This window comes from Pseudoxanthomonas composti (genome assembly GCF_004122095.1).
Lineage (GTDB): Bacteria > Pseudomonadota > Gammaproteobacteria > Xanthomonadales > Xanthomonadaceae > Pseudoxanthomonas_A > Pseudoxanthomonas_A composti.
Genome location: NZ_SAWZ01000004.1, coordinates 39138 through 60012 on the forward strand (window position 1 = coordinate 39138; position 20875 = coordinate 60012).

General features: G+C 69.5%; 17 protein-coding genes and 1 pseudogene. 5 read left to right on the forward strand and 13 right to left on the reverse strand.

Annotation, left to right across the window (positions count from 1 at the left end; translation table 11 throughout):
• Positions 1 to 42: 42 nt before the first annotated feature.
• The 5 genes and pseudogenes from EPA99_RS08625 to EPA99_RS08645 all read right to left on the reverse strand — a co-directional run.
• Positions 43 to 1218, reverse strand: a pseudogene (locus EPA99_RS08625) (lytic murein transglycosylase); the annotation flags it as partial.
• A 143-nt stretch (positions 1219 to 1361) separates the two neighbouring features.
• Entirely contained in the window at positions 1362 to 1952 is a 591-nt protein-coding gene (locus EPA99_RS08630; protein ID WP_129470823.1) for a DUF938 domain-containing protein, read from the reverse strand.
• Between the two features lie 8 nt (positions 1953 to 1960).
• Positions 1961 to 3481, reverse strand: a complete 1521-nt coding sequence (locus EPA99_RS08635; RefSeq protein ID WP_129470824.1) for an ATP-binding response regulator — start codon at positions 3479 to 3481, stop codon at positions 1961 to 1963.
• 8 nt (positions 3482 to 3489) lie between these two features.
• The gene (locus tag EPA99_RS08640; protein ID WP_129470825.1) at positions 3490 to 3933 is read right to left on the reverse strand and encodes a response regulator; all 444 of its coding nucleotides are present in this window, start codon (positions 3931 to 3933) and stop codon (positions 3490 to 3492) included.
• Positions 3926 to 5743, reverse strand: a complete 1818-nt coding sequence (locus EPA99_RS08645) for a sensor histidine kinase (protein WP_129470826.1) — start codon at positions 5741 to 5743, stop codon at positions 3926 to 3928. The genes EPA99_RS08640 and EPA99_RS08645 overlap by 8 nt, the downstream gene beginning before the upstream one ends.
• A gap of 257 nt (positions 5744 to 6000) precedes the next feature.
• Here EPA99_RS08645 and EPA99_RS08650 point away from each other — a divergent pair, with 257 nt between their 5' ends.
• Positions 6001 to 7611, forward strand: coding sequence for an OpgD/OpgG family glucan biosynthesis protein (locus EPA99_RS08650; protein ID WP_129470827.1), 1611 nt, complete (start codon positions 6001 to 6003; stop codon positions 7609 to 7611).
• Between the two features lie 232 nt (positions 7612 to 7843).
• Here the strand turns inward: EPA99_RS08650 and EPA99_RS08655 are convergent, their stop codons facing one another.
• The 3 genes from EPA99_RS08655 to EPA99_RS08665 all read right to left on the reverse strand — a co-directional run bounded on the left by EPA99_RS08655 (position 7844) and on the right by EPA99_RS08665 (position 10725).
• Positions 7844 to 9307, reverse strand: coding sequence for a heavy metal sensor histidine kinase (locus EPA99_RS08655; RefSeq protein ID WP_241688331.1), 1464 nt, complete (start codon positions 9305 to 9307; stop codon positions 7844 to 7846).
• Complete coding sequence (locus EPA99_RS08660) at positions 9304 to 9996, reverse strand: heavy metal response regulator transcription factor (RefSeq protein ID WP_129470828.1); 693 nt, start codon at positions 9994 to 9996, stop codon at positions 9304 to 9306. Before EPA99_RS08660 ends, EPA99_RS08655 begins: the two co-directional genes overlap by 4 nt.
• A 114-nt stretch (positions 9997 to 10110) precedes the next feature.
• A complete protein-coding gene (locus EPA99_RS08665) occupies positions 10111 to 10725 on the reverse strand; it encodes an NAD(P)-dependent oxidoreductase (protein ID WP_129470829.1) in 615 nt (204 codons plus the stop codon).
• Positions 10726 to 10842: 117 nt separating this feature from the next.
• Between EPA99_RS08665 and EPA99_RS08670 the strand changes: the two genes are divergently transcribed.
• Positions 10843 to 11220, forward strand: coding sequence for a winged helix-turn-helix transcriptional regulator (locus EPA99_RS08670; protein WP_129470830.1), 378 nt, complete (start codon positions 10843 to 10845; stop codon positions 11218 to 11220).
• Positions 11221 to 11467: 247 nt separating this feature from the next.
• Positions 11468 to 12742, forward strand: coding sequence for a glucosylglycerol 3-phosphatase (stpA, locus tag EPA99_RS08675; RefSeq protein ID WP_206733730.1), 1275 nt, complete (start codon positions 11468 to 11470; stop codon positions 12740 to 12742).
• Between the two features lie 113 nt (positions 12743 to 12855).
• Here the strand turns inward: stpA and EPA99_RS08680 are convergent, their stop codons facing one another.
• Positions 12856 to 13461 (reverse strand): FMN-dependent NADH-azoreductase, encoded by a 606-nt coding sequence (locus tag EPA99_RS08680; protein ID WP_129470832.1) that lies wholly within the window; start codon positions 13459 to 13461, stop codon positions 12856 to 12858.
• Positions 13462 to 13537: 76 nt separating this feature from the next.
• On the opposite strand from EPA99_RS08680, the gene EPA99_RS08685 reads away from it, so the two are divergent.
• Positions 13538 to 14518, forward strand: coding sequence for a LysR family transcriptional regulator (locus EPA99_RS08685; protein WP_129470833.1), 981 nt, complete (start codon positions 13538 to 13540; stop codon positions 14516 to 14518).
• Between the two features lie 104 nt (positions 14519 to 14622).
• Here EPA99_RS08685 and EPA99_RS08690 read toward each other — a convergent pair whose 3' ends face one another.
• Together EPA99_RS08690 and EPA99_RS08695 are read right to left on the reverse strand one after the other, a co-directional pair.
• Positions 14623 to 15432 carry an EcsC family protein gene (locus EPA99_RS08690; protein ID WP_129470834.1) on the reverse strand — a complete coding sequence of 270 codons (810 nt, stop codon included), beginning with the start codon at positions 15430 to 15432 and terminating at the stop codon, positions 14623 to 14625.
• Between the two features lie 229 nt (positions 15433 to 15661).
• On the reverse strand, positions 15662 to 17659 hold the full coding sequence (locus tag EPA99_RS08695) for a bifunctional 2',3'-cyclic-nucleotide 2'-phosphodiesterase/3'-nucleotidase (protein ID WP_129470835.1): 1998 nt from the start codon (positions 17657 to 17659) through the stop codon (positions 15662 to 15664).
• 207 nt (positions 17660 to 17866) lie between these two features.
• Here EPA99_RS08695 and fabV point away from each other — a divergent pair, with 207 nt between their 5' ends.
• On the forward strand, positions 17867 to 19072 hold the full coding sequence (gene fabV, locus EPA99_RS08700) for an enoyl-ACP reductase FabV (RefSeq protein WP_129470836.1): 1206 nt from the start codon (positions 17867 to 17869) through the stop codon (positions 19070 to 19072).
• An 89-nt stretch (positions 19073 to 19161) separates the two neighbouring features.
• Here the strand turns inward: fabV and EPA99_RS08705 are convergent, their stop codons facing one another.
• Both EPA99_RS08705 and EPA99_RS08710 read right to left on the reverse strand, forming a co-directional pair.
• Positions 19162 to 20046 (reverse strand): ABC transporter permease, encoded by an 885-nt coding sequence (locus tag EPA99_RS08705; protein WP_129470837.1) that lies wholly within the window; start codon positions 20044 to 20046, stop codon positions 19162 to 19164.
• Complete coding sequence (locus EPA99_RS08710; protein WP_129470838.1) at positions 20043 to 20870, reverse strand: ABC transporter ATP-binding protein; 828 nt, start codon at positions 20868 to 20870, stop codon at positions 20043 to 20045. The genes EPA99_RS08705 and EPA99_RS08710 overlap by 4 nt, the downstream gene beginning before the upstream one ends.
• Positions 20871 to 20875 lie beyond the last annotated feature (5 nt).

Genomic DNA, 20875 nt, shown 5'->3' on the forward strand with positions numbered 1-20875 from the left:
TCATGGCGATGGTGCAGTTGGCGCGGCAGGCGCCGTGCGCTCGGCCTGCAGGGCGTCCAGGATCTTGCGCCCTGCGCGTCCGTCGGTGGGCGTCAGGCCCAGCCGGGTCTGCTCGACCACGATGGCCTTGCGGGTGAGCGTGCCGATCATGCCGTCGGCCACGCCAATGGCATGGCCGCGCGCGACCAGCAGTTCCTGCAGCTGCCGGCGTTCGTCGCGGCCGATGCCAGGGTCGTCGGTCGGCCACGCCCTGGACAGGCCGCTGCCACCGCGCAAGCGATCGGACAGCAGCGCGATGGCCAGCGCATAACTCTCGGCGGCGTTGTAGCTGAAGATCGCGTCGTAGTTGCGGAACACCAGGAAGGCAGGCCCTTCCACCCCGGTCGGCAGCAGCACTGCCGCCGGCTGCTCGGACGACTCGGTGATCGGCTGGCCATCGGCGCGCGTCACCCCGCGGGCGATCCACTCACGCAACGGCCGGCGCGCGCGGCGCCCGGTCTGGGCCGCGTCGAAGCCCGCCGGCACGGCGATCTCATAGCCCCACGCCTGCCCACTCTGCCAGCCCGCGCGCTTGAGGAAGTTGCCGGTGGAGGCCAGGGCATCGGCGACGCTGGCGACCAGGTCGCGACGGCCGTCGCCATCGCCGTCCACGGCCAGCCGCTGATAGGTGCTGGGTATGAACTGGGTCTGCCCGAACGCCCCGGCCCAGGACCCGCTCAATCCCTCGGCCGACAGGTCGCCGGCCTGCAGCAAGGACAACAGCGCGATCAGCTCGCCGCGGAAGAACGCCTGGCGCCGGCCGAAGCAGGACAGGGTGGACAGCGACTGCAGCAGCGGGCGCTTGCCGGTGATGCGCCCATAGTCGCTCTCCACGCCCCACACCGCCACGATGGTGGCCGCGTCCACGCCGCTGGCGGCCACGACCTGCTCCAGCACCTGGGCGTGGGCCTGCTGCATCGCCTGGCCATCGACCACGCGCTGGGTGTCCACCAATCCGGCCAGGTAATCCCACAGCGGCGTGGTGAACTCGGGCTGGCTGTCCAGCAGCGGCAACACGCTGGTGTCCGGCTGCAGCGGCGCCACGTAGCGCTCGAAGCTGGCATCGTCGATGCCGGCCCGCTGCGCCAGCGTGCGCAGCTCGGGCAGGCAGGCGGCAAAAGCGGCCTGGTCGGCCGCCTCGACGGGCACAGCCTCCACTGCGGGCGTGGCGGCCGGCACCGCCTCCGGCGCGTCCTGCGCACGCAGGGCCAGCGGCCACATCAGCAGCAACAACACAAGGCGGGACGGCATCGCACGGCATCCTGTGGACAGGCGCGCACGATTGTAGCCAGCCACCGCGAACGCGCGCGCTGCGCAGGCGCTCAGCGCCGCCACACCCGCAGGCGGTTGTGGGCCGGCATAGCGTGGTCGGCCTGCAGGGTCATGCCGCAGCCGCGCGCCAGCGCATCGACCTGCTCGACATCGCGGATCGCGCTGTGCGGATCGCGCGCCTTCAACCACTGGTCGAACTCGGCATTGCTGGGGCTGGTGTAACGGCCGCCTTCGTTGAAGGGTCCGTATACCGCCAGCACGCCACCGGGGGCCAGTACGGTGGCCACGCCCTCGAACAAGGCCACCACCTGCGGCCAGCCCATGATGTGCAGCGTGTTGGCGGTGAACACCGCATCGAAGCGGCCATCCGGCCACGGACCTTCGGCCACATCCAGCACCATCGGCGCCGGCGTGTTGTGCAGGGCGGCCTCCTCCAGCCACAGGCCGATGCCGGGCAGGTGCTGGGCGCGCTCGCTGGTCTGCCAGCGCAGGTGCGGCATGGCCGCGGCGAAGTGCACCGCGTGCTGACCGGTGCCGCTGCCGATCTCCAGCACGCTGCGCGCGTCCTGCAGCAGCGGCTGCAGCACCGCCAGGATCGGCCCCCGGTTGCGCGCGCAGGACGGCGCGGTGGGCTTGTCCATCGCCGGATTCAGCCGCCGCCGGATTCCAGCGCGCGCCCGGCGGTCAGCAGCAGGCTGCGCATTTCCACCGGCTTGGCCAGCACATGCAGCACCGTGCCGACCGGTAGGGTGGCGCGATTGAGCGGCTGGGCGGGGCTTTCCAGCGCGATCACCGGGCCCTCGTAGCCCACCTCGGCCAGGGCGCGCATCAGCGGGCCGGCCGGCAGCAGCGAGATGTCGGTGTCCAGCACCACCAGGTCGGGCATGCCGGCATCGAGCATGCGCAGCGCGTAGGCGCCGTCCGGCGCCTGCACCGGCGCATAGCCCTGCCCGCTGAAGGCATTGACTAGCAGGGTCAGGCGGGTGACATCGCCATCGACCACCAGCACGCGGCGCCCGCGGCCATCGGCGATGACCTCGCCGGGCTCTTCGGGCAGCACGTCCGGCGAAAGCGGCAGGCGCACCTCGAAGGTGGTGCCGGCGCCGGGCGCGCTCCTGACCGCGATGCTGCCGCCGTAGCTTTCCACGATGCGCTTGCAGGAGATCAGGCCCAGCCCGGTGCCGGCGCTCTTGGTGGTGAAGAACGGCGTGAACAGCTTGGCCTGCGTCTGCGCGTCCATGCCCACGCCGGTGTCGGCCACCTCGATGCAGATGAATTCCTGGCCCTCGTGCTGTTCGGCACGCGCCAGCAGGCGCACGGTGCCGCCGTTGGGCATGGCCTGGATGGCGTTGAGCGCCAGGTTCAGCAGGGTCTGCTGCAGCTCGGTGTAGTTGACGTCGATGCCCAGCGATTCGCCGGGCGCCTCGATCTCGAACTCCACCCCGCGCGGCAGGCTGCCCTGCAGCAGCAGCTTCACCGCGCGGAACAGCTCGGTCAGCTGCACGTGCTCGCGATTGGCGCGTGCGCCGCGCACGAACTGCAGCATCGAGTCGGCCATCTCGTGGCCGCGGCGACCGCACTCGGAGATCACCTCGCCCAGGCGACGGATCTTGGGGTCTTCGCTGCGGGCGTTGAGCAGGTCCGGCACGATCAGCAGCGGCTGCAGCACGTTGCGCAGGTCGTGGCTCAGGCCGGCGGCCAGCATCGCCAGCATGTCCAGGCGCTGGGAGCGCAGCAGCTCCCGCTCGGCGCGGTCGCGGTCGGCCTCGCTGCGGGCCAGGCGCACCGCGCGCTCCACCGCGCTCGGCAAACGCACCGGGTGGTGCTTGAGGATGTAGTCGGCCGCGCCCTGCTGCAGGGCCTGCACCGCCTGGTCCTCGCCGATGGTGCCGGACACGAAGATGAAGGGCGTGGCCGGCGCGTAGGCCTGCACCATGGCCAGGGCGTCGTAGCCGGAGAAGCCCGGCATGGTCAGGTCCGAGAGCACGATGTCGGGCTGGAACTGGGCCAGCGCGTCGGCCATGGCCTCGCGCTCGTCCACCCGCTCGAAACGCGCGTCGAAGCCGGCGTCGAGCAGCTGGCCGCTCATCAGCTCGGCATCCTCCGGCGAATCCTCCACCAGCAGGATGCGCAGGGGACCCAGGGCGGCGGCGGCGGCGCGATGTGGCATGTGCCGGGTTACTCCTTGTGCTCGGGCAGTTCGTTGATCAGGGCCCAGAAGGTGCCCAGCGTCTTGACCGCATCGAAGAACTGCTGCACGTCCATCGGCTTGACCACGTAGGCGTTCACGCCCAGGTCCCAGCTGCGCACCAGGTCCGTTTCCTCGCGCGAGGAAGACAGGATGACCACCGGCAGCTTCTTCAGCAGCTCCTCCGAGCGGATCGTGCGCAGCACTTCCAGGCCGTCCAGGCGCGGCATCTTGATGTCCAGCAACAGCACCGCCGGCAGTCCCGGTTCGCGGTCGGCGAAGCGGCCGCGACGCAGCAGGTAGTCCAGCGTCTCCACGCCGTCCTCCACGTGCACGATGGGATTGATCAGCTTGGCCTCGCGCAGGGCATCGGTGGCCATTTCGGCGTCGGCCAGGCTGTCCTCGGCCAGCAGGATGGTGCGCAGACTATTCATCGTCGTGACTCGGGATCAGGGACGCGTCCTGCGTCGGGGGTAAGGTGAAATGGAAAGTGGCGCCGCGATCGACTTCGGACTCGGCCCAGATCTTGCCGCCGTGGCGACCCAGCACGCGCCGCACGCTGGCCAGGCCGATGCCGGTGCCGGCGTACTCGCTGGCGCGGTGCAGGCGCTGGAACACGCCGAACAGGCGCCCGGCGTAGGCCATGTCGAAGCCGGCGCCGTTGTCCTTGACCGTGAAGTGGTGGCTGCCATCGGCATCGAGCACGTGATCGATCTCCACCACCGCCACTTCGCGCTTGCCGCTGTACTTGACCGCGTTGCCCAGCAGGTTCTGCCAGACCTGGCGCATCATGTTCTCGTCGGCGACCAGGATCGGCAGCGGCGCGACGTGCCAGTCCACCCGCAGCGGCAGCGTGTTCTTCTCGGCCTTGACGTTGGCATCGAGCATGGCCCGGGTCTCGGAGACCAGCGACTGCATGTCCACCGCCTGCAGGCGCAGCGCGCTGCGACCCAGGCGCGAGTACACCAGCAGGTCGTCGATCAGGTTGGACATGCGCTTGGCCGAATCGCCGATCACCTGCATGTAGTGGCGGGACTTCTCGTCGGCCGCATCGCCCAGGTGCCGCGCCAGCTTGTCCGAGAAGCCGGAGATGTGCCGCAGCGGCGCGCGCAGGTCGTGGGAGACCGAGTAGCTGAAGGCCTCCAGCTCGCGGTTGACGTCCGAGACCTGCTCGACCTTGCCCTCCAGCTGGCGGTTGAGGTTGATGATCTGCTGCTGGGCCACCTTCTGCGCGGTGATGTCGCTGACGGTCAGCAGCACCGCCTCGTCCTCGGTGTCGGGCAGCGGCATGCGCCGGGCGTTGAGCAGCACGGTGCGGCTGACCCCGCCGGCGGTGGTCTGCTGGTGTTCGTAGTCCCACAGCTCGCGCCCGCGCAGCAGCACGTCGGTCAGGCGCTGCAGCACCACCGCATCCTGCCAGGCGCCATCGCCCACCGCCTCCAGCGGCACGCCGTCCTCGTCCTCGCCGATGTCGTACAGCTCGCTGAAGGCCGCGTTGCGCAGCACGATCCGGCGCGCACCGTCCAGCAGCACGATGGGATCGCGCACGGTCTGCAGCACCGCCGAGGAGCGCGCCGAGGCGCGCGAGGCGCTTTTTTCCGCGCGCAGGCGCTCGGCGATCTGCCGCGCCAGTACCGCGGTGACCGCGGTCAGCAGCAGCAGCTGCACCACCAGGCTGCCCCAGCCGACCCAGTTGGCCTGGCGGCGGCTCAGGGCCGCTTCTTCCAGTCGCTGCTGCACCAGGGCCTGTTCGTTGCCCAGGATCTCCACCATCAGCGGACGGATCGGGTACTTGTTGGCCAGCTCGTTGGCCAACGCGGCGCGCCGTTCTGCAGACGGGGCGGCCAGCAGCTCGCGGGAGATGGCCAGGCGGCGCTCGATGACTTCCTTCAGCTGGCCAAGCCGGACCTGCTGGCGCGGGTTGTCCCGGGTCAACTCGACGATGCGCTCGATCATCGGGCCGACCTTGCGCCCGCTGCCTTCCACGCGCTCGCGCAGGCGCGGCAGTTGCACGCCCAGGCTGATCAGCAGGCTGGATTGCTCGACCTCGCGCAGCTCCAGGTTCATCGTGGCGATCTCGGCCTGGATCAACCGGGTATGCGCGACCCAGTCGGCGGCAGCCAGGGTGCGGTCCTGCAGGGACTGGCGCAACATGGCCGGCGCGACCACGATCAACAGCACCGCCACCCCGATGAAGGGCAGTCGCCATCGATCCCACTGGACGCGGGCCAACCGTTGACGCATTCGTGCCCCTAGAGGAGGAAGAAAGCCAGTGGCGCTGGCCGTATTCAGGTTGACGACGAAAACGTTAGAAAGACGTGAATTATGGCCGGTCCGGGCGTTCATTTTTGTGATTCCGAGACGCCCGGCACTGCCTGCTGCCGGACAGCGGTGATCGCGCCCGCCTGCGTGGGGCCTTGCCCTGAAAAGGCGACCGTTCAACCGCCCTCACCCTGGCTTGGCTAGGATGCGGGGTCTGCCCCAACCTCAATCGCCCCCCGATGATCCGTCGCGACTTCCTGAAGACCGCCTCAGGCGCCCTGGCCGCCCTGGGCCTGCCCTCCGCCGCCCTGATGCTCAACGAGCAGGCGCATGCGGCCAGCGCCAAGCAGGCCGGCCTGGTGTTCGGCCCGGCCCAGCCCTTCGACTACGCCAGCCTCAAGGGCCAGGCGCGGGCGCTGGCCGGCAAGCCCTACCAGTCCCATGGCGGCCTGCCGCCGGCGCTGGAAGGGCTGACCTGGGACCAGTACCAGGCCATTTCCTACCGCAAGGACCACGCGCTGTGGACCGGTCAGGATGACAAGTTCCTGGCCCAGTTCTTCCACATGGGCCTGTACTTCAAGAAGCCGGTGACCATGCACGAGGTCGCCGACGGCAAGGCGCGTGAGATCAAGTACAACGCCAGCATGTTCGACTACGGCAAGAGCGGCCTGGGCAAGGCCAAGCTGCCGGACACGCTGGGCTTTGCCGGTTTCCGCCTCAACCGCAAGGAAGACCCCAACCGCGATTTCGCCGCCTTCCTCGGCGCCAGCTACTTCCGCGCGGTCGGCAAGGAAGGCCAGTACGGCCAGTCCGCGCGTGGCCTGGCCATCGGCACCGGCGGGGACAAGCCCGAGGAGTTCCCGGACTTCGTCGCCTACTACCTGCAAAAGCCCTCGGCCGATGACGAGACGCTGGTGCTGTACGGCCTGCTGGATTCGCCCAGCGTGGCCGGTGCCTACCGCTTCGCCATCACCGTGGGCGAGCCGCTGGTGATGGAGATCGACTGCGCGCTGTACCCGCGCACCACCATCGAGCGCATGGGCATCGCGCCGTGCACCAGCATGTACCAGGCCGGCGAGAACGATCGCCGCATGGGCTACGACTGGCGCCCGGAAATCCACGACACCGACGGGCTGGCCATGCATACCGGCAGCGGCGAGTGGATCTGGCGGCCGCTGACCAACCCGCCGCAGCTGCGCTTCAATGCCTTTGCCGACAACAACCCCAAGGGATTCGGCCTGCTGCAGCGCGACCGCAACTTCGACCACTACCAGGACGACGGCGTGTTCTACGAGAAGCGCCCGTGCCTGTGGGTCGAGCCCAAGGGCAGCTGGGGCGAAGGCTCGGTGCAGCTGGTGGAGATCCCCACGGTCGATGAGACCTTCGACAACATCGTGGCTTTCTGGAACCCCAAGGAAAAACCGCAGGCCGGCCAGGAACGGCTGTTCGGCTACAAGCTGTACTGGGGCTCGGCGCCGCCCTCGGTCCCCGAGCGCGCGCACTGCGTGAACACCTGGTGCGGCCTGGGCGGCGTGGTGGGCCAGAAGCGCACCAAGTGGTCGCAGCGCTTCGCGGTGGATTTCGTCGGCGGCAACCTGGCCGCGCTGGAAGCGGCCAGCGCCAAGGTCGACCCGGACCTGCAGGTGCGCGGCGGCACCCTGGAGACGGTCTCCTGCCGCCCGCTGCGCGAGGTCGACGGCTACCGGGTGATGTTCGATGTGGTGCCGGAGAAGGAGGACAGCAGCCAGATCGATCTGCGCCTGTATCTCAAGGACAAGACCGGCGCGCTCAGCGAAACCTGGCTGTACCAGTTCAGCCCGCCGCCCAAGGCCGAGCGCAAGCTCTACTGAGCGTCATCGACGGCCGGGCCGCTGCGTGAGCGTGGCGGCCCGGCATTTTTTTCGCACCCATCCTGGCGGCAGTGCGCGCAGACGAGGTCCTGCAGCGCGCGCATCCGGTGTGGAAGGCGTACTGCGCGGCCCTGGCGGTTCGAGCGCGGGGTGGGCGCAGTTCGAACCGGGGCTGCGGGCGGCTGCACCCTGGACATGCCCGCTGCCACACAGCCGTCCCGCGACCCGGCGCTCAGGTCGCCGGCTTGGGGACGTTGCTGGACACCGTGGCGGTGCTGGAGACGACCTCGTGCGGCGCGCCGGTGCGGGGGCGCGCGGTCACCGTGCCCTTGGGCAGCTGGAAGCCGATCAGCACCCGGCCGGCGGCGCTGCTGACGAACACCGAGCCACCATGCAGCTGGGTGATGGCACGCACGATGGCCAGCCCCAGCCCGTGGCTGTTGGTGCTGTTGCTGCGCGCCGGGTCGGCCCGGTAGAAGCGGTCGAAAATGTGCTTGAGGGTGTGATCGGTCAGCGGCCCACCGGGGCTGTCCACAGTGACCGAGGCGGTGCTCGCGCCATCGTCGATGCGCACGTAGACGGTGCCGCCGTGTTCGCCATGACGCACCGCGTTGTCCAGCAGGTTGGTCAGGGCCTGGGTGAACAGCGAGCGCTCCACGCACACGCGCGCATCGCCGATGATCTCCACCTGGGTCTCGGCGTCTTCCAGCAGCATCTCCATGAAGTCCACGGTGCGCTGGCTTTCCTGGCGCAGCGAGACTTCCACCAGGTCCTGCGCGGTCTCGCCGCGGTCGGCACGGGCCAGGAACAGCATCGAGTTGACGATGTTGCGCAGCCGGTCCAGCTCTTCCAGGTTGGACTCCAGCACATCAAGCAGCTCGTCGGAGGAGCGCGCACGCGAGAGCGCCACCTGGGTCTCGCCGATCAGGTTGCCCAGCGGCGTACGCAGCTCATGGGCGACATCGGCGTTGAACGCGGACAGTTGCAGGTAGGCCTGCTCCAGCCGCGCCAGCGCATCGTTGAGCGAACCCACCAGGCCCACCAGTTCCTCGGGCAGCTGGTCGGTGGGCAGGCGCCGCGCCAGGTCGCGCGCGTCCAGCTTGCGGGCGTGGGCCGACAGCCGGTCCACCGGTGCCAGGCCGCGCCGCGCGATATGCCAGCCCATCGCCGACACCGCGGCGATGGCCCCCACCGACAGCACCAGCATGGCGCCGGCGAACAGCCACTCGGCGGCGTTGAGGTCGCGCAGGCCGGCGGCCACGATCAGCCGCACCTCCGGACGCTCGCCCTCCGGCGGCATCACATGAGTGTAGGTCATGTAGCGCTGGCCGTTGTCCAGCTCGGCTTCGCCGAAGCCATCCTGCCCGCGCTGGAACTCGGCCTCGTCCAGGAAATCATCGCCCGTGCGATAGCGCGCATCCTGGCTGTCGACCAGGAAGTACAGGCTGCCATCGTCGGGGGTGATGTCCGAGAGCTTGCCGGTGAACTGCGCCCAGTCCTGCGCATCGGTGGCGCGATGGCCCAGGCGCTCGATGATGTTCATCCGCGCGTGCAACTCGGCGCGCTTGGAACGCTGCAGCTCGTGGGCCTGGAACAGGAAAATCGCCACCGCCAGCAGCGTCAGCACCACGGTGGCGGCCAGCCCGAACATCAGGCTGAGCCGGTTGGCGATGGACCGCGTGTGCAGCGCGGTCAAGACGCCTCCGACGCCTCTTCCTCGCGCAGTTCCAGCACGTAGCCCATGCCACGCACGGTGTGCAGCAGCTTGGTCTCGCCCGGGTACTCCAGCTTGGAGCGCAGGCGGCGGATCGCCACTTCCACCACGTTGGTGTTGGTGTCGAAGTTGATGTCCCACACCGTCTCGGTGATCACCGTCTTGGACAGGATCTGGCTGCGGCGGCGCGCCAGGGCGGCCAGCAGCGAGAACTCCTTGGCCGTCAGGTTCAGGCGGCGGCTGCCGCGGGTGGCGCGGCGGGCCACCAGGTCGATGAACAGATCGCCGATCTGGATCTGCGTGGCCTCATGCGGCCGGGCGCGGCGCACGATGGCCTGCAGCCGCGCCAGCAGCTCCAGGAACGAGAAGGGCTTGACCAGGTAATCGTCGGCACCCGCGCCCAGCCCGCGCAGGCGGTCGTCCACCTGGTCGCGCGCGGTGAGCATGATCACCGGCGTATCGCGCGAGGTGCGCAGGGTCTGCATCAGCTGCAGCCCATCCATGCCGGGCAGCATGATGTCCAGCACGATCGCGTCGTAGTCGTTGTTCATGGCCAGGCGCAGGCCGTCCACGCCGTTGTCGGCGTGATCGACGGAATAGCCCTGTTCGGACAGGCCGCGGCTGAGATAGCCGGCGGTCTTGGGTTCGTCTTCGATGATCAGCAGTCGCATGGGCACCATGGTACGCCGGTCCGGACGGACCGGCGTTTGCCCCACCCTGGTGGGCAACTGACAATCACGTCATCGGTGACGGTGGCCCGACCCGACGGGTCGTGCGTGCCGGCTTCAGTAGACGACGCTGAAGCGCTGCCGGCTGTGCCGGGGCTGTTCGATCTCGTCCAGCAGGGCCACGGCGTAGTCCTCATAGGAGATGCGGCTGTTGCCCTGCGCATCGGTCAGGAAGGCGTCGCCGCCCAGGCGGAAGCGCCCTGTGCGCTCGCCGGGGCCGAAGAACGCGGCCGGCGACAGGAAGGTCCAGTCGATGTCGGAGACGCCACGCAATTGGTCCAGGAAGACCGCACCCGGCAGCGCTTCGAATTTGTACTCGGCCGGAAACTCCGGGGTATCGACCAGACGCACGCCCGGTGCCACCTCCAGCGAGCCGGCGCCGCCGACCACCGCCAGGCGCGGAATGCCGGCGGCACGCGCGACGGCCAGGACGTGATCGGCAGTGACCGTGTCGAAGCGGGCCGAGCTGATCAGCACGTCGTGCCGCCCCAGCCTGGCGCCCAGGTCGGCCGGATCGGCGGTGATGTCGGCCTGAATGAAAGACGCGCCGGCCGGCAGGTCGTCGACCGGCTTACGGGCGACGACGGTGACCGTGTGGCCGCGGCGCAGGATCTCGGCGAGCAGACGGCGGCCCACGTTGCCGGTGCCGCCGAGCAGGGCGATGGAAGACATGGTGAACTCCAATGGTTACGAAAAGGAACCAAGGTATGATGCGCGCCTGCCTGGGCACTGCCAAGAAGGGAGCGCAATGTCGCCAGGAGACCTGCCGGTAACCACGTCGAGCCCGCCATGACCCTGCACCGTTCCTCCGCCCCGTATGCCGCCCAATGCCCGGTCCGCGACGTACTGGACCGCCTGGGTGATCGCTGGAGCACCCTGGTGCTGCAGGCGCTGGCGCCGGCCCCGCTGCGGTTCTCCGCCTTGCATCGGCAGATGGACGATGTCTCCAAGCGCATGCTGGCCAAGACCCTGCGCGGCCTGGAGGAAGACGGCCTGGTGGCGCGTACGGTGTTCCCCAGCAAGCCGCCGGCGGTGCAGTACGCATTGACCGAGCTGGGCCGCAGCTTCATCCCCCACATCCTCGCGCTGGTGGACTGGGCCGAGGTGCATCACGAGCGGATCCGTGCCGCACGCTTGGCCTACCGGCAGCGGTCCGAGATCGACTGAGCCGGGCCGCACGAACAGGATCGCGGGCGAACAAAAGCGGCGATGCCGGGAGGGCGGCTTACGCCGACGTGACAGGACATCGGGATGGGCCGCGGCCAGCACTCGCCGCTCTTGCTGCGAATCATCGGCGCAGCGGCCGCGCCGCTGAAGTCAGACCATGGTGGTAAGGGTTTGCCCGACACGTCCAGGCCCTGCCTGGCCGCCGGCCACGGGCGGCTCATCCGTCCCGGGTTACCCTGTGGGCATGATGTCGGAACACCCCGCGTTCTCGCGCGATCACGCCGCGTTGCTGCACACCCTGGCCCAGGCGCCCCGGCTGCTGCTGATCCAGGATCTGGATGGGGTGTGCATGGGGCTGGTGCGCGACCCGCTGACCCGCCAGCTCGACCGCGGCTACATCCAGGCGGCGCGGCAGCTGGACGGCAGCTTCTACGTGCTGACCAATGGCGAGCACATCGGCAGTCGCGGGGTGAATGCCATCGTCGAGCAGGCCTTCGTGCCGCCGGAGCATCCCCGCGAGCAGGGCTTCTACCTGCCCGGCCTGGCCGCCGGCGGCGTGCAGCTGCAGGACCGCCATGGCCGGGTCTCGCACCCGGGCGTCAGCGAGGCCGAGCTGCGCTTCCTGGCCGGGGTGCCGGTGCGCGCCACGCGATTTTTGACGTCGCTGCTGGCCAACGCGCCCTTCCACCTGGATCCCCACGAGATCCCGGCCCTGGTCGGGACCACGGTGTTGGACAACCCCGCCTCCCCTACGCTCAACCTCAACGCCTTGCACGCGCGGCTTGCGCCAGCCCCTGAGCGCTACGGGCACCTGCAGCAGGCCGCCGGCGATTTCATGCAGGAGCTGCTGGATGAGGCCCGTGCCGAGGGCTTGGGCGATGCCTTCTTCGTGCATTACGCGCCCAACCTGGGTCGCGATGGGCAGGGCCAGGAGCGCATGAAGCCGGCCGACACCCAGCAGGCCGGCACCACCGACTTCCAGTTCATGCTCAAGGGCGCGGTGAAGGAAGTGGGCGTCCTGGTGATCCTCAACCACTACTACCACCGCCACACCGGGCACTGGCCGCTGGGCGAGCACTTCAACGCGCGCCAGGCGCCGCGCGACCCGCATGCGCTGCTGCAGTTGGCGCGCACGTGCCTGGACCCGGCGCTGATGCCGCACCTGGTGGGCGTGGGCGATACCGTGGCCAGCGCGCCGCACATCGACGAGGACGGCACCACCGCGTGGCTGCGCGGCGGCAGCGATCGCGGCTTTTTGCTGCTGGTGCAGCAGCTCGGGCAGGCCATGGGTTCGCCGGCCACGACGGTCTACATCGACAGCAGCGGCGGCGAAGTGCGCCGGCCGGGCATCGACCCGGCAGCGCTCGAGCGCGCATCGGATGCGCCCTGGGACGCGCTCGCCGGCATCACCGATGCGGACGATCCATTGCGCCTGGATGTGCTGTTCACCGGCGGGCATGGGGAGTACGTGGCGTTCTTCCGCGAGCTGGCCCAGCGCCGCAGCGTGCATGGCGGCGGCTGAAGCCAGCGCGGCGCTGGCTCCCCTGCGTCCAGGCGGGTGGGACACTGATGAGCGTGTCTAGCCGACGGTCGCTCACGTGACCACGTAGACCGCTGTCCGCGCCGGTGCGGCGTTCAGGCTGCCAGTCGCGCGGCCTGCGTGATGGCCTGCGCGCGCGCCTGCTGCGCTTCGGGCAGGGCCATGCCCTCGGCGCGGACGACCTCGACCTGAGTCAGGCCGATCATGCCCAGCACTGCCTGCAGGTAAGGCACCAGGTGGTCCAGTGCCGCCGCCGGGCCCTGGCTGTAGACCCCTCCGCTGGCGGTGAACACCAGCACGCGCTTGCCGGGCGGCAGCAGTCCCTCGGGGCCGGCCTCGGTGTAGCGGAAGGTGCGACCGCTGCGGACCACGTAGTCCAGCCAGGCCTTCAGCGTGGAGGGAATGGTGAAGTTGTACAGCGGCGCGCCCAGCACGATGACATCGGCCTGTTCCAGCTCGGCGATCAGGCGATCGGATAGGGCCGCGGCCTGCGCTTCCGGACCGGGCTGGACGGTCTGGCCGAACATTGCCGGCAAGATCGCCGGCGGCAGGTGCGGCAGCGGGTCGGCGGCCAGATCGCGTTCGATCACGCGCACGGCTGGATCGGCGGCACGGACCTGGGCCAGGTAGGCCTCGGTCATGGCGCGCGAGGCCGAGTTCTCAGGGTTGAGACTGTTGTGCAGGACGAGCAGCTGGGACATGGCGAAGCACCTATTGCGAAGGGATGGCGTAACGTACGCGCCGTTCTCCACGCAAAAAACCGGGATGGGTTCGATCATGTCCATCAACCATGTCGATACAGATGCCCTGTCGTTCGATCAGCTGCAGGTGTTCCTGACGGCGGCCGAGCAAGGCAGTTTCTCCGCCGCGGCGCGTGCGCTGGGCCGCACGCAGTCGCTGGTCAGCTATGCCATCCAGCGGCTGGAGGAGCAGGTCGGGCTGGTGCTGTTCGACCGCAGCGGCTATCGGCCTGTGCTGACCGCGGCCGGCCACGCGCTATTGCCGCGCGCCCGGCGCATCGTCGGCGAGGTCGGCGCCTTCCACGCGCTGTCCCGCGGCCTGGCTACCGGCGTGGAGGCGGAGGTCTGCATCACCGTCGAGCCGGTCTACCCGATGTGCCTGCTGCTGCACGCCATGGTGGAGTTCCGCGCGCGCTGGCCGGCAGTGTCCACGCGCGTACTGGTGGACAGCATGGGCGCGGCGGCCGAGCAGTTGCTGGAAGGTCACTCGGTGCTGGGCCTGCTGGGGCCGGTCGCCACCGAAATTCCCGAGCTGGAGCTACGCCCGGCCACCACCATCGCCATGATTCCCGTGGTCGCTCCGCATCACCCGCTGGCCGCCCACCGCGGCGAGGTGATGGCCGAGCAGCTGCGCGACCACGTGCAGCTGGTCTTGACCGACCGCTCGCCGCGGTTCGCGGTGTCCATGAAGGACCGCGGAGTGTTCTCCAGCCAAACCTGGCGGCTCAACGATGTCGGCGCCAAGCACGCCATGCTGCTGGCCGGCCTGGGCTGGGGCGGCATGCCCGAACACCTGGTGCGCGCCGACATCGCCAGCGGCCGGCTGGTCAGACTGGATTCGCCGTACTGGGCGCCGCATGGCGCAGTGCCGCTGTGGGTCTGCCACCGCCGCGACGCCCGGCTGGGCCCGGCCGCGCAATGGCTGGCCGCGCACCTGGCCTCGCTCTACGCCGTGCATGAGTCGCCGGAGCAGATTCCTGATGGCCCATCGCCGCTTCAGGCGAGGAGTGAGGAGTGAGGAGTCCGCAAGATGATGCGTGGCGATGGCCGCTGCTGAAGCTGTGGGATGCATCTGTGGGTGGTGCTGCCGCGCTTTGGCGAGCACCAGCGCTACCGCAGCGCTCAGCCCGGCAGCGCTTCGTAGGCCTGGCGCACCACATCGGTGCCGTAGGTGCGCTCCAGCCGGCGCACGATGAAGTGGCCCCGCGCCATGGCCTGGAAGTGGCTGATGAACAAGGTATTGAGCGTGGCGCCGCTGAGCGCGCCCACCAGCGGCACCGCCTGGGTCGCGACTTTTTCGCTGACGGTGATGGAAAAGCGCGCGGCCACGCGCGAGACCAGGGCGATCAGCACCGGCGCGCCATGGCTGCTCAGGCCGTGGGCGGCCAGGTGGCGCGCGGCGGCGTTGAGCTGCTGGGCCATGGCCGTGCGCACGGCGAAGTAACCGGACTCGCTGCCGTCATCGTTGCTGCGGCGGCCGCCGTGGGCCAGCACTTCCAGGCAGGACAGCGCCGATTCCGGATCGTCCAGGCGCTCGCCTTCGGAGCGGGCGATATCGGCAATCGAGCGCAGCATCAGGGTGGTGGTCACCGGCAGCTCCACGGCCAGTCCGGGCAGTCCGAACAGGCCGCCGGCACCGCCGGTCACCGCCACGGCCAGCTGGTGGCTGCGCGGCGAGGCCAGCTTCTTGCCGTGCTTGCTCAGGGTCAGCAGCGCGGACTTCAGCGACAGCGACAACGCATGGCGGGTGATGCCTTCGATGCGACGACGCACGAAGCCCGGCAGGCGCTTGCTGACCAGGTGCTCGATCGGCGCGCCGACCGTATTGGCGATCTGCGCGGCCAAGCCTGGATTCTCCAGCAGCTTGCGCGCGGTGGCCAGGTCGGCCAGGGCGGTGTCGTCCATCACCAGCATGGGCAGTGGTGCGCTCATCGCGATCTCCTTGCCGGCAGGCAGGCGCCGGATACGCACGATGCTAAGCCAGGTATCGTGAGCGCAGCCTCAGCGCCAGACACTGCCGCGCCGCTTGGCCACACGCGAGCCAAGCGTTTCGGCCCACGAAGGGCGTTATACCGGCCGACGCGCCGCGGACACTTTCAGAGCCTCTCGTGCGCATTCACAGGCGCTCGCAATGCGCGCATGGCCGCCACGGGGCGTGCCGCTAGGGCTGGCTCAGGTCCACCGCGCACTTGGCCGCACCATCGCCGGCGACGGACAACTCGCGGATCGGCGGCAGGCCCTGTGCCTTGGCGATGTCCAGCTTGCCGGCCGGGCATGGAAAGGTCAGCGGCCCGGCGGCCTTGACCGGCGCGAACCGCCAGGAGGTCGGCTCCAGGTCGGCCTGGGTCACCGTGCCCTTGGCCTTGAGCCACTCGGCCAGGATCTCGCGGCTGCCATCGGGCGCGGCCAGCACGATGTTGCGGCCGTCCAGGCCCGGGAAGTCGCCGCCGCCGCTGGCGCGGTAGTTGTTGGTGACCACGATGAACGGCTGCGCCGGATCCACCGGCTTGCCCTGGTAGGTCAGCGTGGTGATGCGCTGGCCCTGCGGGCGGGTCACATCGATCACGTAGGAGACCCCGCCCTGCAGCTGATCGGCGTTGTAGGCAGTGTGGCGAGTGTTGATCAGTGGCTGCTCGCCGGCCTTGGCCGGATCGATGCGGTTGTAGCGGCCGGCTGAGGTTTCCAGCCAGGCCTTCACTCCGGCGCCGTCGGTTTTCACCGCGCTGAGGGTGTTGGGATAGAAATACAAATCCGCCGCGCTGCGCAGGGTGAGCGTGCCGGCGGGTACGTCGGTGTAGTCCTCGCTGCCGCCAAAGCCGGTGCGGAACGGCGCGGCGGCCGACAGCACCGGGATCCCCGCCAGTTCCGGATGCAGGCGCGGCAGCTCGCGCAGCACGTAGTCGCGCTGGGCCGCGTTGACCACCGCCAGCGCCGTACTGTTGCCTACGTCGACGAAATAGCTGGAGAAATGCACCTGGCTGCGGCCGATCGGCGTATTGACGTAGGCCTGGGCGGCGGCGTGCGCCTTGGCCACCAGCGGGGCGATGGCAGGATCGGCGGCCACGCAGGCGTCCTTGGACGTGCAGATCGGGCGCACTTCGCTATGCGTGCCGTCGGCATCGATGACCCAGCGCCCGTTCCTGCGCAACAGGTGCAGGTCGATCACGCCCAGGTCCTTGCCGAAGAAGCCGCCCATCACCGCCGGCTTGCCGCGCACGAAGCCACGCACCGCGTCGGTCTGCGGCAGGTCCTTGTAGCGCGGGCCGGGGAACTCGGTGTGCGAGTGGCCCAGCAGCAGCACGTCCAGGCCTTCCACGCCGGCCAGGTGCCAGCCGCCGTTTTCCATGTCCGAGGTGTACGGCGCCGCGCTCAGCCCGCCGTGCAGGATGCCGACCACTAGGTCCGGATGCTGGGCCTGGATCTGCGGCAGGTAGCGCTGCGCGGCCTCGACCACGCCGCTCACGGTGACCTTGCCGTCCAGGTTCTGCTTGTCCCAGGCCAGGATCGGCGGCGGGGTGAAGCCGATGATCGCCACCCGCAACGGCACGCGCGCCGGCCTGCCGTCGGCGCCGGTGATGGCGATGTCCTTGGTGACGATCTCCCAGGGCTTGAACAGCGGCGCCTGGTCGCGCGCGCTGTAGACATTGGACAGCACCATCGGAAAATCCGGGCCCTTGCAGCGCGCGCTGGCGCCGCCGTCGACGTTCATCGGCGTGCCGGTGACCTGCGACAGGAAGGGCAGGCCGTAGTTGAACTCGTGATTGCCCGCCGTGGCGCCGTCGTAGCCCATGGCATCGAAGGCCTGGTAGATACCGAGTTTCTCGGCGCACGACACCGGCTGCACCCGGGCCTGGAAATCGGCCAGCACCGTGCCCTGGATGGTGTCGCCGCTGTCGAACAGGAAGGTGTTGGCGAACTCGGCGCGAGCCTGGCGGATCAGCGTGGCCACGCGCTCATAGCCGACCGTGGGGTCTTCCTTCTGCTTGTAGTAGTCGTAGCTGAGGATGTTGGAATGGACGTCGGTGGTCTCCAGGATCGCCACCCGCGCCTGCGCGCCATCGGCGATGCCGCCGCGCGAGCCCGGGGCGCTGGCGCATCCGGCAAGGGCCACCACGCCGGCCAGGGTGAGCAGGGAAGGACGCAGCGACGGCAGGGACATGGCACAGCACACAGCACGAAACAGGGGCGCGCACGGTAGCAGATCGGCTTGTCCGGCCGATGTCGTGCCAACCGGACACCGTTGCAGCCCGGGCTGTGCCCGCACCCGTCGCAGACGTCGTCAAGGCCCCATACGGCCGCGAACGTGGCCCTGGCGGTGCACGGGGCTTAAGATGCCGCGCGCATCACTTTCCAAGAGGCACTCGCTTTGATCATTCATCCCAAGGTCCGCGGCTTCATCTGCACCACCACGCATCCCACCGGTTGCGAACTGAACGTGCGCGACCAGATCGCCGCCACGCGCGCGCTGGGCGTGCGCCATGACGGGCCGAAGAAGGTGCTGGTGATCGGGGCCTCCAGCGGCTACGGACTGGCCGCCCGCATCTCCGCCGCCTTCGGTTTCGGCGCGGACACCCTGGGCGTGTTCTTCGAAAAGCCGGGCAGCGAGAAGAAGGCCGGCACCGCCGGCTGGTACAACGCGGCGGCCTTCGACAAGTTCGCCAAGGCCGAAGGGCTGTACAGCCGCTCGATCAACGGCGATGCGTTCTCCGACGAGGCGCGCGCCAAGGTCATCGAGCTGATCAAGACCGAGATGGGCGGCCAGGTCGACCTGGTGGTGTATTCGCTGGCCTCGCCGGTCCGCAAGCTGCCCTCCACCGGCGAGCTCAAGCGCTCGGCGCTCAAGCCGATCGGCGCGCCGTACACCTCCAACGCCATCGACACCAACAAGGACCAGGTGATCCAGGCCACGCTGGAGCCGGCCACCGAGCAGGAGATCGAGGACACCATCACCGTGATGGGCGGCCAGGACTGGCAGCTGTGGATCGATGCGCTGGCCCAGGCCGGCGTGCTGGCGCCGGCGGCCAAGACCGTGGCCTTCAGCTACATCGGCACCGAGATCACCTGGCCGATCTACTGGCACGGCGCGCTGGGCAAGGCCAAGGCCGACCTGGATGCCACCGCGCGTCGCCTGGACGCGCAGCTGCAGGCCAGCGGCGGCAGCGCGCATGTCGCCGTGCTCAAGTCGGTGGTGACCCAGGCCAGCGCCGCCATCCCGGTGCTGCCGCTGTACATCGCCATCGTCTTCAAGGTGATGAAGGAACAGGGCCTGCACGAGGGCACCATCGAACAGCTGGACCGCCTGTTTCGCGAGCGCATGTACCGCGCCGACGGCGCACCAGCCGAGGTCGACGAGGAACACCGCCTGCGCCTGGACGACTGGGAGCTCAAGCCCGAGGTGCAGGACGCGGCCAAGTCGATCTGGCCCCAGGTCACCACCGAGAACCTGTACCAGCTGACCGACTACGCCAGCTACAAGCACGAGTTCCTCAAGCTGTTCGGCTTCGAGCGCGACGACGTGGACTACGACGCCGAGGTGGACGCGGATGTGCGGTTCGATGTGATCGAGCTGTGAGGCTGAGGAACGAGTGGAGAGGAACGAGGAACGAGTAAAGGCAAAGGCGAACCCGCTCTAACTCGTTTCTCGTTCCTCCTCACTCGTTCCTAGCCCCTCTGCATGCCCCAGCGCCGCACCGTCACCCGCTCGATGCCGGCGAACACCACCACTTCCACCAGCAGGCCCAGCACGATCACCATCGCCAGGCCGGCGAAGACCTTGTCGGTGTAGAGCTCGTTGCGGTTCTGGAAGATGTACCAGCCCAGCCCGCCCTGGCGCGAGGTGGCGCCGAACACCAGTTCGGCGGCGATCAGGGTGCGCCAGGCGAAGGCCCAGGCGACCTTGAGGCCGGACAGGATCGCCGGCAGCGCGGCCGGCACCAGCAGCTGGGTCACATAGCGCGGCCCGCGCAGGCCGATGTTGCGCCCCGCCATGCGCAGCGTGTCCGGCACCGACTGGAAGCCGGCGTAGGTGTTGAGCGCCAGCGGCCACAGCACCGAGTGCACCAGCACGAACACCAGGCTGGCATTGCCTAGGCCGAACCACAGCAGGGCCAGTGGCAGCAGGGCGATGGCCGGCAGCGGATTGAACATGGCCACCAGCGTGCCCAGCACGTCGCGGCCCAGGCGGGTGGAGGCGGCCAGGGCGGTCAGCGCGAAGGCGCCGGCCACGCCCAGCAGATAGCCCTGCGCCAGCACCAGCAGCGAGGTCGCCACCCGGCGCAGCAGTTCACCGGAGACCAGGCCGTCCCAGAAGGCGCGCGCGGTCTGCAGCGCCCCGGGCAGCAGCAGGTCGTTGCCGACCAGCCGCGCGGTCACCTCCCAGGCGATGGCCAGCACCAGCAGCACCAGCGCGCGCCGTGCACCCTCCGGCAGCGTCCAGCGGCGGGCGCTGGGAGCGGACAGCAGCGCCGGGTCGATCGGCGTCACCGGCTGCTCGTATTCCGGACGCACCGGCGGCAGGCGTCGCAGCGGGGTGGCCGCGGCGGTCATGGTGCGGCGCCCGGCTGTCCGGCGCGCCGCCGGATCGGTGCATCGACCTGCTGGTGTTCGAACAGCAGCTGATGGATGCGCTGGCTGGTCTGCTGGAAGGCCGCGCTGCCGGTGCTGTCCGCGTCAAAGGCATGGGCATTGAGTTCGGCGCGCACCTGGCCCGGGTGCGGCGACAGCAGCAGCACGCGGCTGCCCACCACCAGCGCCTCCTCGATGGAGTGGGTGACGAACAGCAGGGTAAAGCGCACCTGTTCCCACAGCGCCAGCAGCTGCGCCTGCATGCGCTGGCGGGTGAGCGCATCGAGCGCGGCGAAGGGCTCGTCCATCAGCAGGATGCGCGGCTGCATCGCCAGCGCGCGGGCGATGGCCACGCGCTGCTTCATGCCACCGGACAAGGTGTGGGGATAGGCATCGGCGAAGGCCAGCAGGCCGACCTGGTCGAGCACCTCATCGGCGCGCTCGCGCGCCTGCGCCGCGCCCAGCTTGCGTGCGCTGCGCAGGCCGAACACCACGTTCTGGCGCACGGTCTTCCACGGCGCCAGCTGATCGAACTCCTGGAACACCACGCCGCGGTCGGGCCCCGGCCCGGCCACGGCCTGGCCGTCCAGCCGGATCTGCCCCTCGCGCGGGGCGATGAAGCCGGCCACGGCCTTGAGCAGGGTGGACTTGCCGCAGCCGGAAGGCCCCAGCAGCACGAAGCGATCAGCCTCGTGCACATCGAAACTCACCCGGTGCGTGGCGCGCACCACGCGGTGCGCATCGGCGTACTCCAGGCTGAGCTTGTCCACCTGCAGCATGGGCGCGGGAAAGGGATGCACGGTCATGGCCC

Coding starts and splice junctions, on each gene's coding strand:
- EPA99_RS08630 (WP_129470823.1), bottom strand. CDS start 1,952: ATGGACAAGCCCACCGCGCCGTCCTGCGCGCGCAACCGGGGGCCGATC.
- EPA99_RS08635 (WP_129470824.1), bottom strand. CDS start 3,481: ATGCCACATCGCGCCGCCGCCGCCGCCCTGGGTCCCCTGCGCATCCTG.
- EPA99_RS08640 (WP_129470825.1), bottom strand. CDS start 3,933: ATGAATAGTCTGCGCACCATCCTGCTGGCCGAGGACAGCCTGGCCGAC.
- EPA99_RS08645 (WP_129470826.1), bottom strand. CDS start 5,743: ATGCGTCAACGGTTGGCCCGCGTCCAGTGGGATCGATGGCGACTGCCC.
- EPA99_RS08650 (WP_129470827.1), top strand. CDS start 6,001: ATGATCCGTCGCGACTTCCTGAAGACCGCCTCAGGCGCCCTGGCCGCC.
- EPA99_RS08660 (WP_129470828.1), bottom strand. CDS start 9,996: ATGCGACTGCTGATCATCGAAGACGAACCCAAGACCGCCGGCTATCTC.
- EPA99_RS08665 (WP_129470829.1), bottom strand. CDS start 10,725: ATGTCTTCCATCGCCCTGCTCGGCGGCACCGGCAACGTGGGCCGCCGT.
- EPA99_RS08670 (WP_129470830.1), top strand. CDS start 10,843: ATGACCCTGCACCGTTCCTCCGCCCCGTATGCCGCCCAATGCCCGGTC.
- stpA (WP_206733730.1), top strand. CDS start 11,468: ATGTCGGAACACCCCGCGTTCTCGCGCGATCACGCCGCGTTGCTGCAC.
- EPA99_RS08680 (WP_129470832.1), bottom strand. CDS start 13,461: ATGTCCCAGCTGCTCGTCCTGCACAACAGTCTCAACCCTGAGAACTCG.
- EPA99_RS08685 (WP_129470833.1), top strand. CDS start 13,538: ATGTCCATCAACCATGTCGATACAGATGCCCTGTCGTTCGATCAGCTG.
- EPA99_RS08690 (WP_129470834.1), bottom strand. CDS start 15,432: ATGAGCGCACCACTGCCCATGCTGGTGATGGACGACACCGCCCTGGCC.
- EPA99_RS08695 (WP_129470835.1), bottom strand. CDS start 17,659: ATGTCCCTGCCGTCGCTGCGTCCTTCCCTGCTCACCCTGGCCGGCGTG.
- EPA99_RS08705 (WP_129470837.1), bottom strand. CDS start 20,046: ATGACCGCCGCGGCCACCCCGCTGCGACGCCTGCCGCCGGTGCGTCCG.
- EPA99_RS08710 (WP_129470838.1), bottom strand. CDS start 20,870: ATGACCGTGCATCCCTTTCCCGCGCCCATGCTGCAGGTGGACAAGCTC.